Annotated in this window: 15 protein-coding genes; 13 read left to right on the plus strand and 2 right to left on the minus strand. The window is 76.7% G+C overall.

Annotated features, from left to right (window positions below; all coding sequences use genetic code 11):
- The 6 genes from SH587_RS10150 to SH587_RS10175 all read left to right on the plus strand — a co-directional run.
- A partial coding sequence (locus SH587_RS10150) for a substrate-binding domain-containing protein (protein WP_320670487.1) occupies positions 1-498 on the plus strand: 498 nt, incomplete at its 5' end.
- A 17-nt stretch (positions 499-515) separates the two neighbouring features.
- On the plus strand, positions 516-1,289 hold the full coding sequence (gene modA / locus SH587_RS10155; RefSeq protein WP_320670488.1) for a molybdate ABC transporter substrate-binding protein: 774 nt from the start codon (positions 516-518) through the stop codon (positions 1,287-1,289).
- A gap of 28 nt (positions 1,290-1,317) precedes the next feature.
- On the plus strand, positions 1,318-2,130 hold the full coding sequence (locus SH587_RS10160) for an ABC transporter permease (RefSeq protein ID WP_320670489.1): 813 nt from the start codon (positions 1,318-1,320) through the stop codon (positions 2,128-2,130).
- Entirely contained in the window at positions 2,127-3,200 is a 1,074-nt protein-coding gene (locus tag SH587_RS10165; protein WP_320670490.1) for an ABC transporter ATP-binding protein, read from the plus strand. The genes SH587_RS10160 and SH587_RS10165 overlap by 4 nt, the downstream gene beginning before the upstream one ends.
- 52 nt (positions 3,201-3,252) lie before the next feature.
- Positions 3,253-3,456, plus strand: a complete 204-nt coding sequence (locus SH587_RS10170) for a FitA-like ribbon-helix-helix domain-containing protein (RefSeq protein ID WP_320670491.1) — start codon at positions 3,253-3,255, stop codon at positions 3,454-3,456.
- Complete coding sequence (locus SH587_RS10175; protein WP_320670492.1) at positions 3,453-3,830, plus strand: type II toxin-antitoxin system death-on-curing family toxin; 378 nt, start codon at positions 3,453-3,455, stop codon at positions 3,828-3,830. The genes SH587_RS10170 and SH587_RS10175 overlap by 4 nt, the downstream gene beginning before the upstream one ends.
- A gap of 3 nt (positions 3,831-3,833) precedes the next feature.
- Here SH587_RS10175 and SH587_RS10180 read toward each other — a convergent pair whose 3' ends face one another.
- A complete protein-coding gene (locus SH587_RS10180; RefSeq protein ID WP_320670493.1) occupies positions 3,834-4,928 on the minus strand; it encodes a hypothetical protein in 1,095 nt (364 codons plus the stop codon).
- 184 nt (positions 4,929-5,112) lie between these two features.
- Here SH587_RS10180 and SH587_RS10185 point away from each other — a divergent pair, with 184 nt between their 5' ends.
- The 5 genes from SH587_RS10185 to SH587_RS10205 are packed head-to-tail and all read left to right on the plus strand — an operon-like array spanning position 5,113 to position 10,936.
- Entirely contained in the window at positions 5,113-6,639 is a 1,527-nt protein-coding gene (locus SH587_RS10185; RefSeq protein ID WP_320670494.1) for a class I adenylate-forming enzyme family protein, read from the plus strand.
- Entirely contained in the window at positions 6,636-8,234 is a 1,599-nt protein-coding gene (locus SH587_RS10190) for an acyl-CoA mutase large subunit family protein (RefSeq protein ID WP_320670495.1), read from the plus strand. The genes SH587_RS10185 and SH587_RS10190 overlap by 4 nt, the downstream gene beginning before the upstream one ends.
- Positions 8,231-9,382, plus strand: a complete 1,152-nt coding sequence (locus SH587_RS10195) for an NAD(P)/FAD-dependent oxidoreductase (RefSeq protein ID WP_320670496.1) — start codon at positions 8,231-8,233, stop codon at positions 9,380-9,382. The genes SH587_RS10190 and SH587_RS10195 overlap by 4 nt, the downstream gene beginning before the upstream one ends.
- Complete coding sequence (locus SH587_RS10200) at positions 9,379-9,783, plus strand: Zn-ribbon domain-containing OB-fold protein (RefSeq protein WP_320670497.1); 405 nt, start codon at positions 9,379-9,381, stop codon at positions 9,781-9,783. Before SH587_RS10195 ends, SH587_RS10200 begins: the two co-directional genes overlap by 4 nt.
- A complete protein-coding gene (locus tag SH587_RS10205) occupies positions 9,776-10,936 on the plus strand; it encodes a thiolase family protein (RefSeq protein ID WP_320670498.1) in 1,161 nt (386 codons plus the stop codon). The genes SH587_RS10200 and SH587_RS10205 overlap by 8 nt, the downstream gene beginning before the upstream one ends.
- A gap of 8 nt (positions 10,937-10,944) precedes the next feature.
- Here SH587_RS10205 and SH587_RS10210 read toward each other — a convergent pair whose 3' ends face one another.
- Positions 10,945-12,495 carry a PucR family transcriptional regulator gene (locus tag SH587_RS10210; RefSeq protein ID WP_320670499.1) on the minus strand — a complete coding sequence of 517 codons (1,551 nt, stop codon included), beginning with the start codon at positions 12,493-12,495 and terminating at the stop codon, positions 10,945-10,947.
- Positions 12,496-12,613: 118 nt separating this feature from the next.
- Between SH587_RS10210 and SH587_RS10215 the strand changes: the two genes are divergently transcribed.
- Together SH587_RS10215 and SH587_RS10220 are read left to right on the plus strand one after the other, a co-directional pair.
- Positions 12,614-13,654, plus strand: coding sequence for a hypothetical protein (locus SH587_RS10215; protein ID WP_320670500.1), 1,041 nt, complete (start codon positions 12,614-12,616; stop codon positions 13,652-13,654).
- Positions 13,651-14,076, plus strand: a complete 426-nt coding sequence (locus tag SH587_RS10220; protein ID WP_320670501.1) for an acyl-CoA thioesterase — start codon at positions 13,651-13,653, stop codon at positions 14,074-14,076. Before SH587_RS10215 ends, SH587_RS10220 begins: the two co-directional genes overlap by 4 nt.
- Positions 14,077-14,079 lie beyond the last annotated feature (3 nt).

Below are 14,079 nucleotides of genomic sequence, written 5' to 3' on the forward strand. Positions count from 1 at the left end.
GCGGCGGTCGTCCACGGCCCGCGCGGGCGCCTCGGCCGGGCGCCGGCCGGCAGCGCCCGCTTCCACCTGGCCCGCTGGCGGGTCGGCTTGGCCGTCGCCGGCGGCGAGCGCTCGCTGGAGCAGGCGCTGGCCGCCCGCCGGCCGCTGGTCCGCCGCGCGCCCGGAGCCTCGAGTCAGGACGCGCTCGACCGCGCCGCCGTCGCGCTCGGCCGGACGCTGCCGGACGGCCCGGTCGCGAACGACCACGCCAGCGCCGCGCTGCTGGCCGAGGCGACCGGCGGCAGCGCCGTCACCTACGAGCCGGCCGCCGTCGCCCGCGGGCTGCGGTTCCTGCCGCTCGAGGAGCACGCGGTCGAGCTGTGGGTGGCCGGCGAGCACCGCGGGCACCCCGCGATCGTCGCGCTGCTCGACGGGCTCGGCTCGCGGGCCTTCCGCGAGCGGGTCGCGTCGCGACCCGGCTACGACCTCCAGGACTGCGGCGCCGCGCGCGCCGCCTGACCGCCACCGGGATCCCGATGCGCCGACCGCTCGCCCTGCTGACCGCGATCGCCCTCGCCGCCCTGCCGCTGGCCGGCTGCGGCGGCGACGACGGGGGAGGGGGCGGCGGGAAGCCGAAGATCAAGGTCTCGGCCGCCGCCTCGCTGAAGCGGGCGCTGGAGGCCTACCAGGGCCGCTTCTCGGCCGCGGCGGTGGCGTTCTCCTTCGCCGGCTCCGACGAGCTGGCCGCGCAGATCGAGCAGGGGGTCCGGCCCGACGTCTTCGCCGCGGCCAACACCAAGCTGCCCGACGCGCTCTTCGCCAAGGGCCTGGTCGACCGTCCGGTCCGCTTCGCCACCAACCGGCTGGTCGTCGCGGTGCCGGCCGACGGGCGCTCCCGCGTGCGGAGCTTCGAGGACCTCGGCCGGGCCGGGGTGACGCTGGCGATCGGCTCGCCGACGGTTCCGGTCGGCTCGTACACCCGCACCGTCCTCGGCCGGCTGCCGGCCGCCCGCCGGCGGGCGATCGAGGCCAACGTCCGCTCGCAGGAGCCGGACGTGGCCGGCGTCGTCGGCAAGCTGACCCAGGGTGCGGTCGACGCCGGCGTCGTCTACCGCAGCGACGTCCGCGGCGCCGGCGGCCGGCTGCGCGAGATCGCGATCCCGGCGGCGCTGGAGCCGCAGGTGACCTACGGCGTCGCCGTCGTCCGCGGGGCCCCGCACCCGCGGCAGGCGCGGGCGTTCGTCGACGGGCTGGTCGGCCCGGACGGCCAGGCGGCGCTGCGGGCGGCGGGGCTCGGGCCGAAGCCGTGAGCGGGCGCGGCGCCGCGGGGGCGACGGGGTGAGCGCCCGTCGCATCGCCTTCGCCGGCGCCCTGGTCGCCGCGCTGACCGTCTGCGTCGCCTTCCTGACGATCCCGGTCGCGGCGATCTTCGTCCGCAGCTCGCCGGCGGCACTGGTCGACGGGCTCGGCGATCCGGCGGCCCGCGACGCGCTCTCCCTGAGCCTGCTCTGCACCACCCTGGCGGCGGCGATCATCGTCGTGGTCGGGACGCCGGCGGCCTGGCTGCTGGCCACCCGCCGCTTCCGCGGTCGGGCGCTGGTGGTGACCCTGGTCGAGCTGCCGCTGGTGCTGCCGCCGGCGGTCGCGGGGATCGGGCTGCTGGCCGCGTTCGGGCCGAAGGGCCTGCTCGGCGGGCCGCTCGGCGATCTGGGCCTGCAGCCGGTGCTGACCACCGGCGGGGTGGTCGTGGCGCTGGTCTTCGTCGCGGCGCCGTTCTACCTGCGCCAGGCCCAGGCGGCGTTCGAGGCGATCGACCGCGAGTGGCTGGACGCGTCGCGGACGCTCGGCGCGGGCGAGCTGCGGACCTGGCTGCGGGTGGCGATCCCGGTCGCCCGCGGCGGGCTGGTGACCGGGCTGGCGCTGGCCTGGGGGCGGGCGCTGGGCGAGTTCGGCGCGACGCTGATGTTCGCCGGCGCGTTCCGCGGGGTCACCCAGACGGTGCCGCTGGCGATCTACGAGCGGTTCGCCTCCGACTTCGACGCCGCGCTGGCGCTCTCGGCGGTGCTGGTCGCGGTCTCGGCCGCGGTGCTGCTGACGGTCAAGCTGCTGGGGCGGGACCCGGGCGGGGCCGAGCGGGAGGCGCTGCGGTGACCCTGGAGCTGGCCGTCCGCCACCCGCTGCGGTCGTTCGCGCTCGACGTCGAGCTGACGGTCGCGGACGGCGAGTGCCTGGCGCTGGCGGGGCCGTCGGGCGCCGGCAAGACGACGGTGCTGCGGATCGTCGCCGGCCTGCTGCGACCCGAGGCGGGGCGGGTCCGCTGCGGGGAGGACGTCTGGCTCGACCGCGAGCGGGGGGTGGCGCTGCCGCCCGAGCAGCGGGCCTGCGGCTACCTGTTCCAGCACTACGCGCTCTTCCCGCACCTCTCGGCGTGGCGCAACGTCGCCTATCCGCTGCGGGGCGGGGGACGGGCGGCGCGGCGGGCGGCGGCGCTGGAGGCGCTGGAGCGGTTCGGGGTGGCGGAGCTGGCCGACGCGCGGCCGCGCGAGCTGTCCGGCGGCGAGCGCCAGCGGGTGGCGCTGGCCCGGGCGCTGGTGCGGCGGCCGCGGGTGCTGCTGCTCGACGAGCCGCTGGCCGCGCTCGACGCCACCACCCGCGGCCGGGCGACGCGGACCCTGGCGACGCTGCTGCGCGAGCACCGGGTGCCGACGATCCTGGTCACCCACGACTTCGCCGAGGCGGCGACGCTGGCGACCACCGTGGCGATCGTCGACCGCGGCCGGATCGTCCAGCGGGGCGACGCGGCGACGGTGGCGGCGCGGCCGGCGACCCCGTTCGTGGCCGACCTGACCGGGGCGGTGGTGCTGACCGGCGTCGCCTCGGCGGGCGACCACGGCCTGACCCAGATCGCCCTCGACGGCGGGGGGACGGTCCTCAGCACCGATCCGGGGCGGGGCGCGGTGGCGGTCACCACCCAGCCCTGGGAGATCACCCTCCACCCGCCGGTGGCCGCCGACGCCGAGGGCTCGGCCCGCAACGCCCTGACCGCCACGGTGACCGCCATCACCCCGCTCGGCAACCGGGTCCGGGTCGGCCTCGACGCCGGCCAGCCGCTGGTGGCCGAGATCACCGCCGCCGCCCGCGACGGCCTCGGCCTGGCGGTCGGCCAGCGGGTGACGGCGGCCTGGAAGGCGTCGGCGACGCGGGTGCTGGCGGGGCCCTGAGGCGATCGGCGGGCCGCTTGGCGATTGGTATCGCCGGTGATACCGTCGAGCCATGGCCATGACCCTGCGACTGACCGACGACGAGGCGGAAGCGCTGCGCCTGCGGGCGGCGCACGAGGGCCGTTCGATGCAGGACGTCGCGCGGCAGGCGGTGCGGGAGTACGTCGACCGCCACAGCCGCACGGAGCTGCTCGACCAGGTGCTCGACGCCGAGCTGCCGCGCTACGCCGAGGCGCTCCACCGGCTCGGCCAGTGATCTACCTGACCCCGGCCGAGCTGCTGTACGTGGCCCGGCGCGCGATCGGCAGCGATCCGGTGGTCCGCGACCACGGCCTGATCGCCTCGGCGGCGGCGCGACCGGCGGCGACGGCGTTCGGCGAGGACGCCTATCCGGACCTCGAGCACAAGGCCGCCGCACTGCTGCAGTCGCTGGCCCGCAACCACCCGCTCGTCGACGGCAACAAGCGGCTGGCGCTGGCCGGCACGATCGCCTTCCTCGGCGTCAACGGCCGCCGGCTGACGCTGACCAACGACGAGGCCTACGACTTCGTGATCGAGGTCGCCACCGGCGCGCTCGACGACGTGGCCCGGATCGCCGACCGGCTCCGCGCCGGCTCCGCCCCAGCCTGACCCCTACCCCCGCCGCCACCCCTTCGACGCCAGCTCGCGGACCGGGAACTCGCCGATCACGCGCAGGCCGGGGGCGGCGTCGCGGAGCGGGCCGATCATGTTGACCACGGTCGCCGGGGTGGTCGAGAAGGAGTGGACGCCGTCGGGCGCGTCGAGGACGAAGCGCTGCTCGCTGCCGACGATCTGCCAGCGGTCGCCGTGGGGGACCGGGTCCTCGGGATCGACGAAGCCGAAGTGCTCGCGCAGCTCGATCAGGGGCCTGCCGCTCGCCATCGCCGTCGCCCGCTGCTCGACCACCGCCACCGTCCCCGGCGCCAGCACGGCGTGATCGCCTCGCCGCTCGTCGTCGGCGATCACGGCCACGCTCAGCGGCCGCTGGACCACGCCGTCGATCGGCAGGTCGAGCGCCGAGGCCAGCGCGTCGATGCTCTGGCGGAAGCCGACGTGGCCGTGGCGCGCCTCCTCCGGCTCGGCCGCGAACGCCTCGGGCGTCAACCCCAGCCCGAACCGCCGCAGCCGCGCCGGCCGGTGGATCCGGACGTCCATCGTGCGGCTGATCGCGATCGACGAGATCCGCTGGGTCGCCAGGCTCAGCACGGTCGGCAGGGTCTCCATCAGCAGCCCCGGGTTCGCGCCGACGCTCAGCAGGCTGGCCCCGCCGGCCCGCCCCGCCGCGTCCAGCCGCGCGCTCCACTCGGGGTGGCTGCGCCACGGGAACGTCAGCTCCTCGGCCGCCGTGATCACGTCGATCCCGCGCCCGAGCAGGTCGAGCGCCAGCGCCCCCACCTCCTCGACCCGCGACGTCGTCAGCAGCGCCACCACGTCGACCCCGGCGGCCGGCAACGCCGCCGCCACCGTCGCCCGCTCGCCGCCCTCCAGCTCGACCGTCGTCCCGTGCAGCGCCGGGTCGGCGTCGACCACGCCCGCCAGCACCAGATCGCGCCGCCGCGCCACCCCCGCCGCCACCGACCGCCCGAGCACGCCCAGGCCGACCACCGCCACCCGCACCGGTCCGCCCCGCGGCGCCCGCGACGGCGACCAGCCGGCGGCTTCGGGGACGGACGGGACCAGGGACGGGGACGACGCGGCACTCGGCATGCGCCGATCCTCATCGCCGCCCGACCGTCCAGCAATTGGCCCGGCCGTCGAAGCGCGCGCGGCCGTTGCTGCCCGCGCCCAGGCCCCGCCGCCGGCGGTTGCGCCACGGCCCAACCCCACCCGAGCGGTTGCATCGCCAGGCCAATTGAGCGACCCCCGGCCGCGGGCCTACCGTCGCCACGGCATGTTCATCACCGAGCTCCTCAGCCGCGCCGCGTGGCGGTGGCCCACCCGCACCGCCGTCCTCGACGACGAGGGCGCGCTGACCTTCGCCCAGCTGCGGGACGAGGTCTTCCGCCTGGCCAACGCGCTGCGCGGGCTCGGGCTGACCGCCGGCGAGCGGGTCCTCGACCTCCAGGCCAACGCCGTCGCCTACGTCGTCACCGACCTGGCGATCCCGAGCGCCGGCCTGGTGCGGGTGCCGCTCAACGCCCGCCTCGCGCTCCAGGACCTGGAGCACATCGCCCGCGACGCCGGCGCCCGCGCGATCGTCTACGGCCCCGAGCACCGCGAGCTGGCCGGCGAGCTGGTCGAGCGGGTGCCCGGGGTCGAGATCCGGATCGGCACCGGCGACGGCGAGCTCGGCCGGCGGCTCGGCGACCTGATCGCCGCCGGCGCCGCGACCCGCCCCGGCCACCGCGCGCAGGCCGGCGACCTGGTCAGCCTCAACTACTCCTCCGGCACCACCGGCCGCCCGAAGGGCTGCATGCGGACCGCCCGCAACCGCTACATCAGCGCCCAGGACGTGCTGCTGTCGCTCTTCGAGCAGGGCTTCGGGCCCGACGACGCCTACCTCCACGCCGGCCCGATCACCCACGCCTCCGGGCTGCTGGTGCTGCCCGCGATCGCCGCCGGCGCGACCCAGCGGATCCTCCGCCGCTTCGACCCCGAGCGGGTGCTCGCCGCGCTCGCCTCCGGCGACGCCACCGCCACCGTGCTCGTGCCGACGATGCTGGAGCGGGTGATGGCCGTCGCCGAGGCCCAGCCCGCGCCGCCCGCCTTCGACCGGCTCAACGCGGTGATCTACGCCGGCTCGCCGATGGCCCCGGCCCGGGTCCGCGTCGCCCGTGAGCTGTTCCACGGCAACCTGCTCCAGTTCTACGGCCTGGTCGAGGCGATCCCGCCGCTGACCGTGCTCGACCGCGCCGCCCACGCCGACGACGAGCTGCTCGGCTCGGCCGGCCGCCCCGCGCTCGGGGTCCAGGTCGACGTGGTCGACGACGACGGCCGCCGCGTGGCCCCCGGCGAGGTCGGCGAGGTGGCCGTCTCCGGCGACCACGTGATGGCCGGCTACTGGGGCAACCGCGGCGCCGACGGCAAGACCCTGCGCGGCGGCACGCTCCGCACCGGCGACATGGGCCGGCAGGACGAGCGCGGCTACGTCCACCTGATCGACCGCCGGGGCGACATGATCATCACCGGCGGCTACAACGTGTACCCCCGGGAGATCGAGGACGTGCTGCGCAGCGCGGCCGGCGTCGCCGACGTCGCCGTCGTCGGCGTGCCCCACGCCGACTGGGGCCAGGCGGTGACGGCCTACGTCGTCCCGCGGCCCGGCGCCGAGCTGACCGCCGAGCGGCTGCGGGCGCTCTGCGGCGAGCGGCTGGCCTCGTTCAAGAAGCCCAAGGACCTGCACTTCGTGGACGAGCTGCCGAAGACCGCGATCGGCAAGATCGACCGCAAGGCGCTGCGCTCGGGGGCGATCCGGTGACCGCGGCCGCCGGCTGGCGGACCCGCTCCGGGATCGCCCTCGACCCGGTCTACGACCCGGCCGCGCTGGCCGCCCGCGGAGCGGCCCCGACCGAGCCGCCGGGCACGCCGCCCTTCACCCGCGGGATCGACCCCGACGGCTACCGCGAGCAGCCGTGGATCATCGGCCAGTACCTGGGCTTCGGCGACGCCGAGGACGCCAACGAGCGGCTGCGGCTGCTGCTGGCCGAGGGCCAGACCGGGTTCTCGATCGCGCTCGACCTGCCGACCCAGATGGGGCTCGACTCCGACCACCAGCTGGCCCACGGCGAGGTCGGCAAGGTCGGCGTCGCGATCGACTCGCTGGCCGACGTCGAGGCGCTGTTCGACGGCGTCCCGCTCGAGCAGGTGCGCCAGATCCGGACCACCGCCAACGCGATCGGACCGATCTGGCTGGCGCTGGTCGTGGCCCTCGCCCGCCGCCGCGGGATCGACCCGAACGCGATCCGGATCCTGATCCAGAACGACGTGCTGAAGGAGTACGTCGCCCGCGGCACCTACATCTACCCCGCGCGGCCGGCGGTCGAGCTGGTCGCCGACACGATCGAGCACTGCGCCCGCCACCTGCCGAACTGGACCCCGCTGGCGATGAGCGGGTACCACATCCGCGAGGCCGGAGCCGACGCCGCCCAGGAGCTGGCCTTCACCTTCGCCAACGGGATCGCCTACTGCCAGGCCGCCCAGCGGCGCGGGGTCGCGGTCGAGCGGTTCGCGCCCTCGCTCTTCACCTTCCTCTCCGCCGGCACCGACCTGCTGGAGGAGGTGGCCAAGTTCCGCGCCGCCCGCCGGGTCTGGGCGCGGATGGTGGCCGAGCGGCTGGGCTGCGACGACCCCGCCAGCCAGGCGCTGCGGATCTTCGGCTTCTCGGCCGGGTCGAGCCTGACCGCCCAGCAGCCGCTCAACAACGTGGTGCGGGTGACGGTGGCGGCGCTGGCGGCGGTCCTCGGCGGCGTCCAGACGCTCCACACCGCCAGCTTCGACGAGGCGCTGGCGACGCCGACCGAGCGGGCGGCGACGCTCGCCGTCCGCACCCAGCAGATCCTCCGCGACGAGGTCGGGGTGCGCGGCACCGCCGACCCGCTCGGCGGCTCGTGGGCGGTCGAGAGCCTGACCCACGAGATCGAGCGGCGGGTCTGGGCGATCGTCGAGCGGATCGACGAGCTGGGCGGGGCGATCCAGTGCGTCACCAGCGGCTGGTTCGCCGGCGAGCTGGCCGACGGCGCCTACGAGGACCAGCTGGCCGTCGAGCGCGGCGAGCGGACGGTGATCGGCGTCAACGCCCACCGCGACGAGGACGAGCGGGTCGACGCCGAGGTCTTCGCCGTCGACCCGGCCGCCGAGCGGCGGCAGGTGGCGCGGCTGACCGCGGTCCGCGAGCGGCGCTCGGCCGACGCGGTCGAGGCGGCGCTGGCGCGGCTGGAGGAGACCGCCCGCGGCGGCGGCAACGTGGTCGAGCCGACGATCGCCGCGGTCGAGGCCTACGCGACCGTGGGCGAGATCTGCGAGCGGCTGCGGCGGGTCCACGGCGGCTTCACGAGCAGGGAGGCAGCAGCATGAGCAGCGCGCAGCGGCGAATCGCGATCGTCGGCGGCGGGGCCGCCGGCATGAGCACCGCGGTCCACGCGGCCCGGCTGGGCGCCCACGTGACCGTGATCGAGCGCCAGCACCCCGGCGCCGGCTCGACCGGGCTCTCGGCGGGCGTCTTCACCACCACCTACGGCGATCCGCTCGACGTCGCGCTGCGGGTCGAGGCGGCGGCCGAGCTGGAGCGGCTGGCCGCGCGCGGCCTGCCGGTGATCGTCAACGGCTTCCTGCGGCTGGCCCACGCCGACGACGAGGCCGAGCGGTTCGCGCGGGCGGTCGACGAGCAGGCCCGCCAGGGCGTCCGCGGCGCCGCGCTGCTCGACCCCGCCGACGTCGGCGCCCGCTTCCCCGAGCTGCGCAGCGACGACGTGGTCGCCGCGCTCTGGGCGCCCGGGGACGCCTACACCGACGGCCACGTGCTCTGCTCGGTCTGGGCCGACGAGCTGCGCGAGCGCGGCGGGCGGATCGTCCGCGGCAGCCTCGACGGCTTCCAGCCCGGCGCGCCGCACCGGCTGCGGAGCGGCGGGGTGGAGCTGCTGGCCGACGTCGTCGTCAACGCCGCCGGGGCCTGGGCGCCGGCCGTCGGCGCCCGCCTCGGCCACCGGGTGCCGATGGTGATCGAGCGCCACCAGCTCTGCTTCGCCCACCTCGACCGCGACCTCGGCTACCGGATGCCGACGGTGATGGACTACGCCCAGGGCAGCGGCCGGCTGGGGGTCTACTTCCGCCACGAGGGCGAGCGGCGGCTGCTGGCCGGGCTGCACTCGAACGACATCGGGTTCGACGTGATCGACGATCCCGACGACTTCCGCCGCAGCTGCGACGAGCCGTTCATGGAGGAGATGGCCGCGCAGCTGCTCGACCGCCTGCCGGGGCTGGAGCTGGGGCTGGAGGAGGGCTACGCCGGCCTCTACCCCTACAGCCCCGACGGCCGCCCGATCGTCGGCCCCGTCCCCGGCGACCCGACCGTGATCGTCGCCACCGGCGGCGGCGGGGTCGGGGTCAACCTGGCCCCGCCGATCGGCCGCCTGGCCGCCGAGTGGGCCGTCCTCGGCGCCGCCGCCGGCGAGCACGCCGCGGCGCTGCTGCCCGACCGCTTCGTCCCCCAGGAGACCGCATGAGCGCGCCCGCGACCACCCGCTTCGACGAGGGCCTGAGCGCGGCCCCGGTCTTCCGCGACGACGACGGCGTCGCGCGGCTGCTCGGATCGTCGTGCCCGAGCTGCGGCACGGTCGCATTCCCGCGGCGCCACGTCTGCCTGGCCTGCGGCGGCGCGCCGCAGCCGCGCGAGCTGCGCGGGGCAGGGGTCGTCCACGCCTTCGCCGACGTCGCCAACCCGCCGCACGGCTTCGCGGCCGGCTACCGCTACCTGTGCGTCGACCTCGACGAGGGCGGCCGGGTGCTCGCCCCCGCGACCGGCGACGGGGTTGCGATCGCGGTCGGCGCGCGGGTCCAGGCGCGGGTGGCGCCGGTCCGCGACGACCACCAGGGCTTCCGGTTCGCGGAGGTCGTCGATGCGTGACGTCTACGTCGCCGGCGCCGCGATGACGCCGTTCGGGCGCTTCGCCGACCGCCGGATCGAGGACCTCGGCCGCGAGGCGATCGTCGGCGCGCTGGCCGACGCGCAGCTGCCGCCGGCGGCGGTCCAGGTGGCCTACGCCGGCCACGCCCGCACCGGTCGCCTGCACCAGCGCGAGAACGGCGTCGGCCAGCTCTGCTGCTGGTCGGCCGGGATCCGCGAGATCCCCGTCACCGGCGTCGGCAACTTCTGCGCCTCCGGCTCGACGGCGCTGCGCGAGGCCTGGATCGCGGTCGGCTCCGGGCTCTACGACGTCGCGCTGGCGGTCGGGGTCGAGCAGCTGTCGCGGCGGGCCGAGCGCGGCCAGCCGCTGACCTCGGACGGGATGGAGATGGAGGGCCGGCTGGGCTTCTCGCCGCCGGCCTACTTCGCGCTCTCGGCCCAGCGCTACATGGCGGCGACCGGCGCCGACCGCCGGACGCTGGCCCAGGTGGCGGTCAAGAACCGGGCCCACGCGGCCCACAACCCGCACGCCCAGTACCGCACGCCGATCACCGTCGAGGAGGTGCTGGCGGCGCCGTCGGTGGTCGACCCCTTCACCCGCCTCTGCTGCTGCCCGACCAGCGACGGCGCGGCGGCGGTGGTGCTGGTCTCCGACCGCGCGCGGTCGGCGATCGGCGGCCGGCCGGCGGTCCGGATCGCCTCGTCGAGCCTGGCCTCCGGCGGCTACCGCGACGAGGACCTGGCGACCTTCGCGATCGACCGCCGGGCGGCGCGGACGGCCTACGAGATGGCCGGGATCGGACCCGAGGACCTGGACGTGGCCGAGGTCCACGACGCCTTCACCTACACCGAGATCGCCCACTACGAGGATCTCGGCTTCTGCGCCCCGGGCGACGGCGCGCGGATGGTGGCCGACGGCGAGACGGCGCTCGGCGGACGGCTGCCGGTGTCGACCTCGGGCGGGCTGCTCTCGCGCGGGCACCCGCTCGGCGCGACCGGCGTGGCGCAGGCGCTGGAGATCACCCAGCAGCTGCGGGGCGAGGCCGGCGGCCGCCAGGTCGAGGGCGCGCGGGTCGGGCTGGCGCACTGCGTCGGCGGCTTCCTCGACAACGACGCCGCGGCCAGCGCCGTCCATTTGTTCGTCCGCGAGTAGCGGGCCGCTCAGGCCCCGTCGCCGTCGGCGCCGGGGCCCTCCAACGGCGCCTCGCCGAGGACCTCGAGCGCCTTCAGCGCCATCCACAGCTCGGTCAGGTCCTGCATCCGGTTGAGGCTGCGGCCGCTGATCTCCTCGATCCGCCGCAGCCGGTACGAGAGCGTGTGCTTGTGGACGAACAGCGCCTCGGCCGCCGGCGCCAGCCGCCGCTCGTGGGCGAAGAAGACCCGCAGCGACTGGACCATCGTGCTCGCGTGCTGGACGTCGTAGTCGAGCAGCGGGCCGAGCGTGCGGTGGGCCAGCTCGCGCAGCGCGTTGATGTCGCTCGGCATCCACTGGGTCGCCGAGTCGCCCTCGGCGAAGCGCACGATCCGGCCGGTCGGGCCGCCGATCGCCCGCTGCAGCGCCCAGCTCGCCTCCTTGCGGGCGGTCGCCCACTCGGCCAGGCCGGCCCGCGGCTGGCTGATGCCGACGTGCGCCGCCAGGTCGTGGACGGCGGGCGAGAGGTCGTCCGGCTCGGCCGGCACCACCAGCAGCAGGTCGTCCTGGGCCAGCAGCAGGTGCGGCGCGCCGAGGTCGCAGAGCCGGTGGTGGAGGGCGTCGTCCAGGCCTGGCTCGTGGGCCCGGATCGCGGCCACCACGATCGGGGTCTGGGAGCTGAAGCCCAGCTCGCCCATCCGCCGCTCGGCGTCGGCCGACTCCAGCCGCCCGGCCAGCAGCTCGGAGAGCGTCTCGGCCCCGCGCCGGCGGTCGGTCTCCCGGTCGCGCATCAGGTTCGCCAGCTCGAGCGCGGCGATCGTCGCCACGTGGCGGACGGCGCCGAGGCCGGCGGTCGGCTCGTCGCGCCGTTCGAGCGCGACCAGGAACGCGGGGGTGGTGCTGCGGACGGGGATCTGGACCGCGTAGCCGCCGGGGATCGAGGGCGTCCGGTCGGCGACCCCGAGCAGGTGCTCGACCAGGTGCCCGGGCAGCTCCGGCATCCCCGCCGGCAGCGGCCGCCCGGTCGCCGTGACCACGAACAGGCTGTAGCCGGTCAGGCCCTCCAGGTAGCGGAACAGCTCCAGCGCGGTGAACTCCTCGGCCGCCCGCGGACGGAGCCCGTCGAAGATCCGCACGTGGGTCAGCAGCCGCCGGTGGGCGGCGTCCTGGTTGGCCGCGGCGACGAACCGCGAGACGGCCAGGAACGGCGTCTCGCGCGCGACCCGCAGCAGCGGGAAGGCCAGCTCGTCGGCGCGCCGCTGCAGCTCGGGGGTCAGCGGCGGGTTGCGGACGCCGATCGCCAGCCCGGCGGCGCGGGCCTCGGCCAGCCGCGACAGGTAGTGGACCTGGCCGGCGGCCGAGGCGGGCAGGCTGAGCCCGTTGGTGATCAGCAGCTCGCCGCCGTCGAGCCAGGCGGCCGGATCCTCCAGGTCGGAGACGTGGGTCCACGACACCCGTCGCCCCAGGCCCTCGGCCCCGGCGACGAACGAGAGCCCCAGGTGGGGGGCCTCCAGCAGGTCCTCGACGGTCAGGGCGCCGTTGCCCGCGCGGGTCTCCTCGGACGTCACGGTGATCGCCATGCCCGATGGTACGCCGGTCGCGGGCCGCGGCGCATTGGTCGCCGCGCAGCATCCGGCGGCGGCGCTTTGGGTCGCGACAGCATCGGGCGCGCCGGGGCGCCCGCGTAGAGTCGCTGCCGTGCCGACCCCCGTCCCGCGCCCACCGCGTCCCGCCGCCCCGCGGCGGGTGGCGATCGTCGGCACCGGCCGCGCCGGCCGCGAGATCGTCCGCGCCTGCGCGCTGGCGCCCGACGTCGCGCTGGCCGCCGCCGTCGTCCACGACCGCGGCAAGCTCGGCCGCGACCTGGCCCAGATCGCCGGGCTCGACGCGGCGACCGGGGTGCTCGCGACCGACGACCTCGACGCGGTCCTGGCCGACCCGGCGATCGACGTGGTCCTGCACTCCGGGCTCGGCGACCCGGCGGCGGTCGCGGCGGTGCTCGGCCGCTGCGCCGACCACGGCAAGGACGCGGTCACCGTCTCCGGCCTGGTCCATCCCGGCCGCGCGCTGGGCGAGGACGGCGCCGCGGCGCTGGCCGCCCGCGCGATCGCCGGCGGCGCGCGGCTGGTCGGGACCGGCGTCAACCCCGGCTTCGTGCTCGACGCGCTGCCGGTGATGTGGGGCAGCATGGTCGCCGCGCCGACCGCGGTCCACGCCCAGCGGGTCTCGGAGATCCGCAGCTGGGGGCGGGGGATCCTGAGCGAGATCGGGCTCGGGCGGCCTGTCGACGAGGTGGTCGACGTCAGCCCGCTGTCGGTCGCCGAGTCGCTGGCGGTGGTCGTCGACGGGCTCGGGCTGGCGGTCGACGAGATCGCCGAGACGGTCGCTCCGATCCCCGCGATCGGCCGCCGCAGCCACGGCGACCTGGTGGTCGAGGCGGGCCGCTCGGCCGGCTTCCGGCGGATCGCCTCGGCGGTCCGCGACGGCCACGCGGTGGCCTCGATCGAGTGGATCGCGCTCTTCTGCATCGCCCCCGAGGACGGCGTCGAGGAGCGGGCGCGGCTGCGGATCGTCGGCGAGACCGAGGTCGAGGCCGACGCCCGCGGGACCTTCTTCGGCGATCCCTACCCGTCGACCGCGGCCCGCGCCGTCCACGCCGCGATCGCGCTGCGCGACCTGCCGCCGGGCCTCTACCGTCCCGACCAGCTGCCCGTCGGACGAGGAGGAAGGGCGCGATGACCGACTGGTCGCTGCGGGTCCGTTACCACGAGTGCGATCCCCAGGGCGTGGTCTTCAACGCCCACTACATGGCCTGGGCGGACATGGGCTCGATGGAGCTGTGGCGCGAGGGCTTCGGCGGCTACGAGCAGCTGGTCGAGGCCGGCTGGGAGGCGGTCGTGGTGGCCGCCGAGCTGCGCTTCCTGCGGCCGGCCCGCTTCGACGAGCAGCTGGCCGCGACGACGCTGGTGCAGGCGGTCGGCCGGACCTCGTTCGCGCTCGACACGACCTTCGCCCGCGACGGCGAGCGGCTGGCGGCGGTGCGGGTCCGCTACGTCTTCGTCGGCGCCGACCTGGCCACGCCGACGCCGCCGCCGGACGACGTCCGGGCCGGGCTGCTGGCGCGGATGGCCGCGCCCGGCGACGACCCGTTCGCGCGCTGACCG

Origin of the sequence: Patulibacter defluvii, from assembly GCF_034096925.1 — a bacterium.
Lineage (GTDB): Bacteria > Actinomycetota > Thermoleophilia > Solirubrobacterales > Solirubrobacteraceae > Patulibacter > Patulibacter defluvii.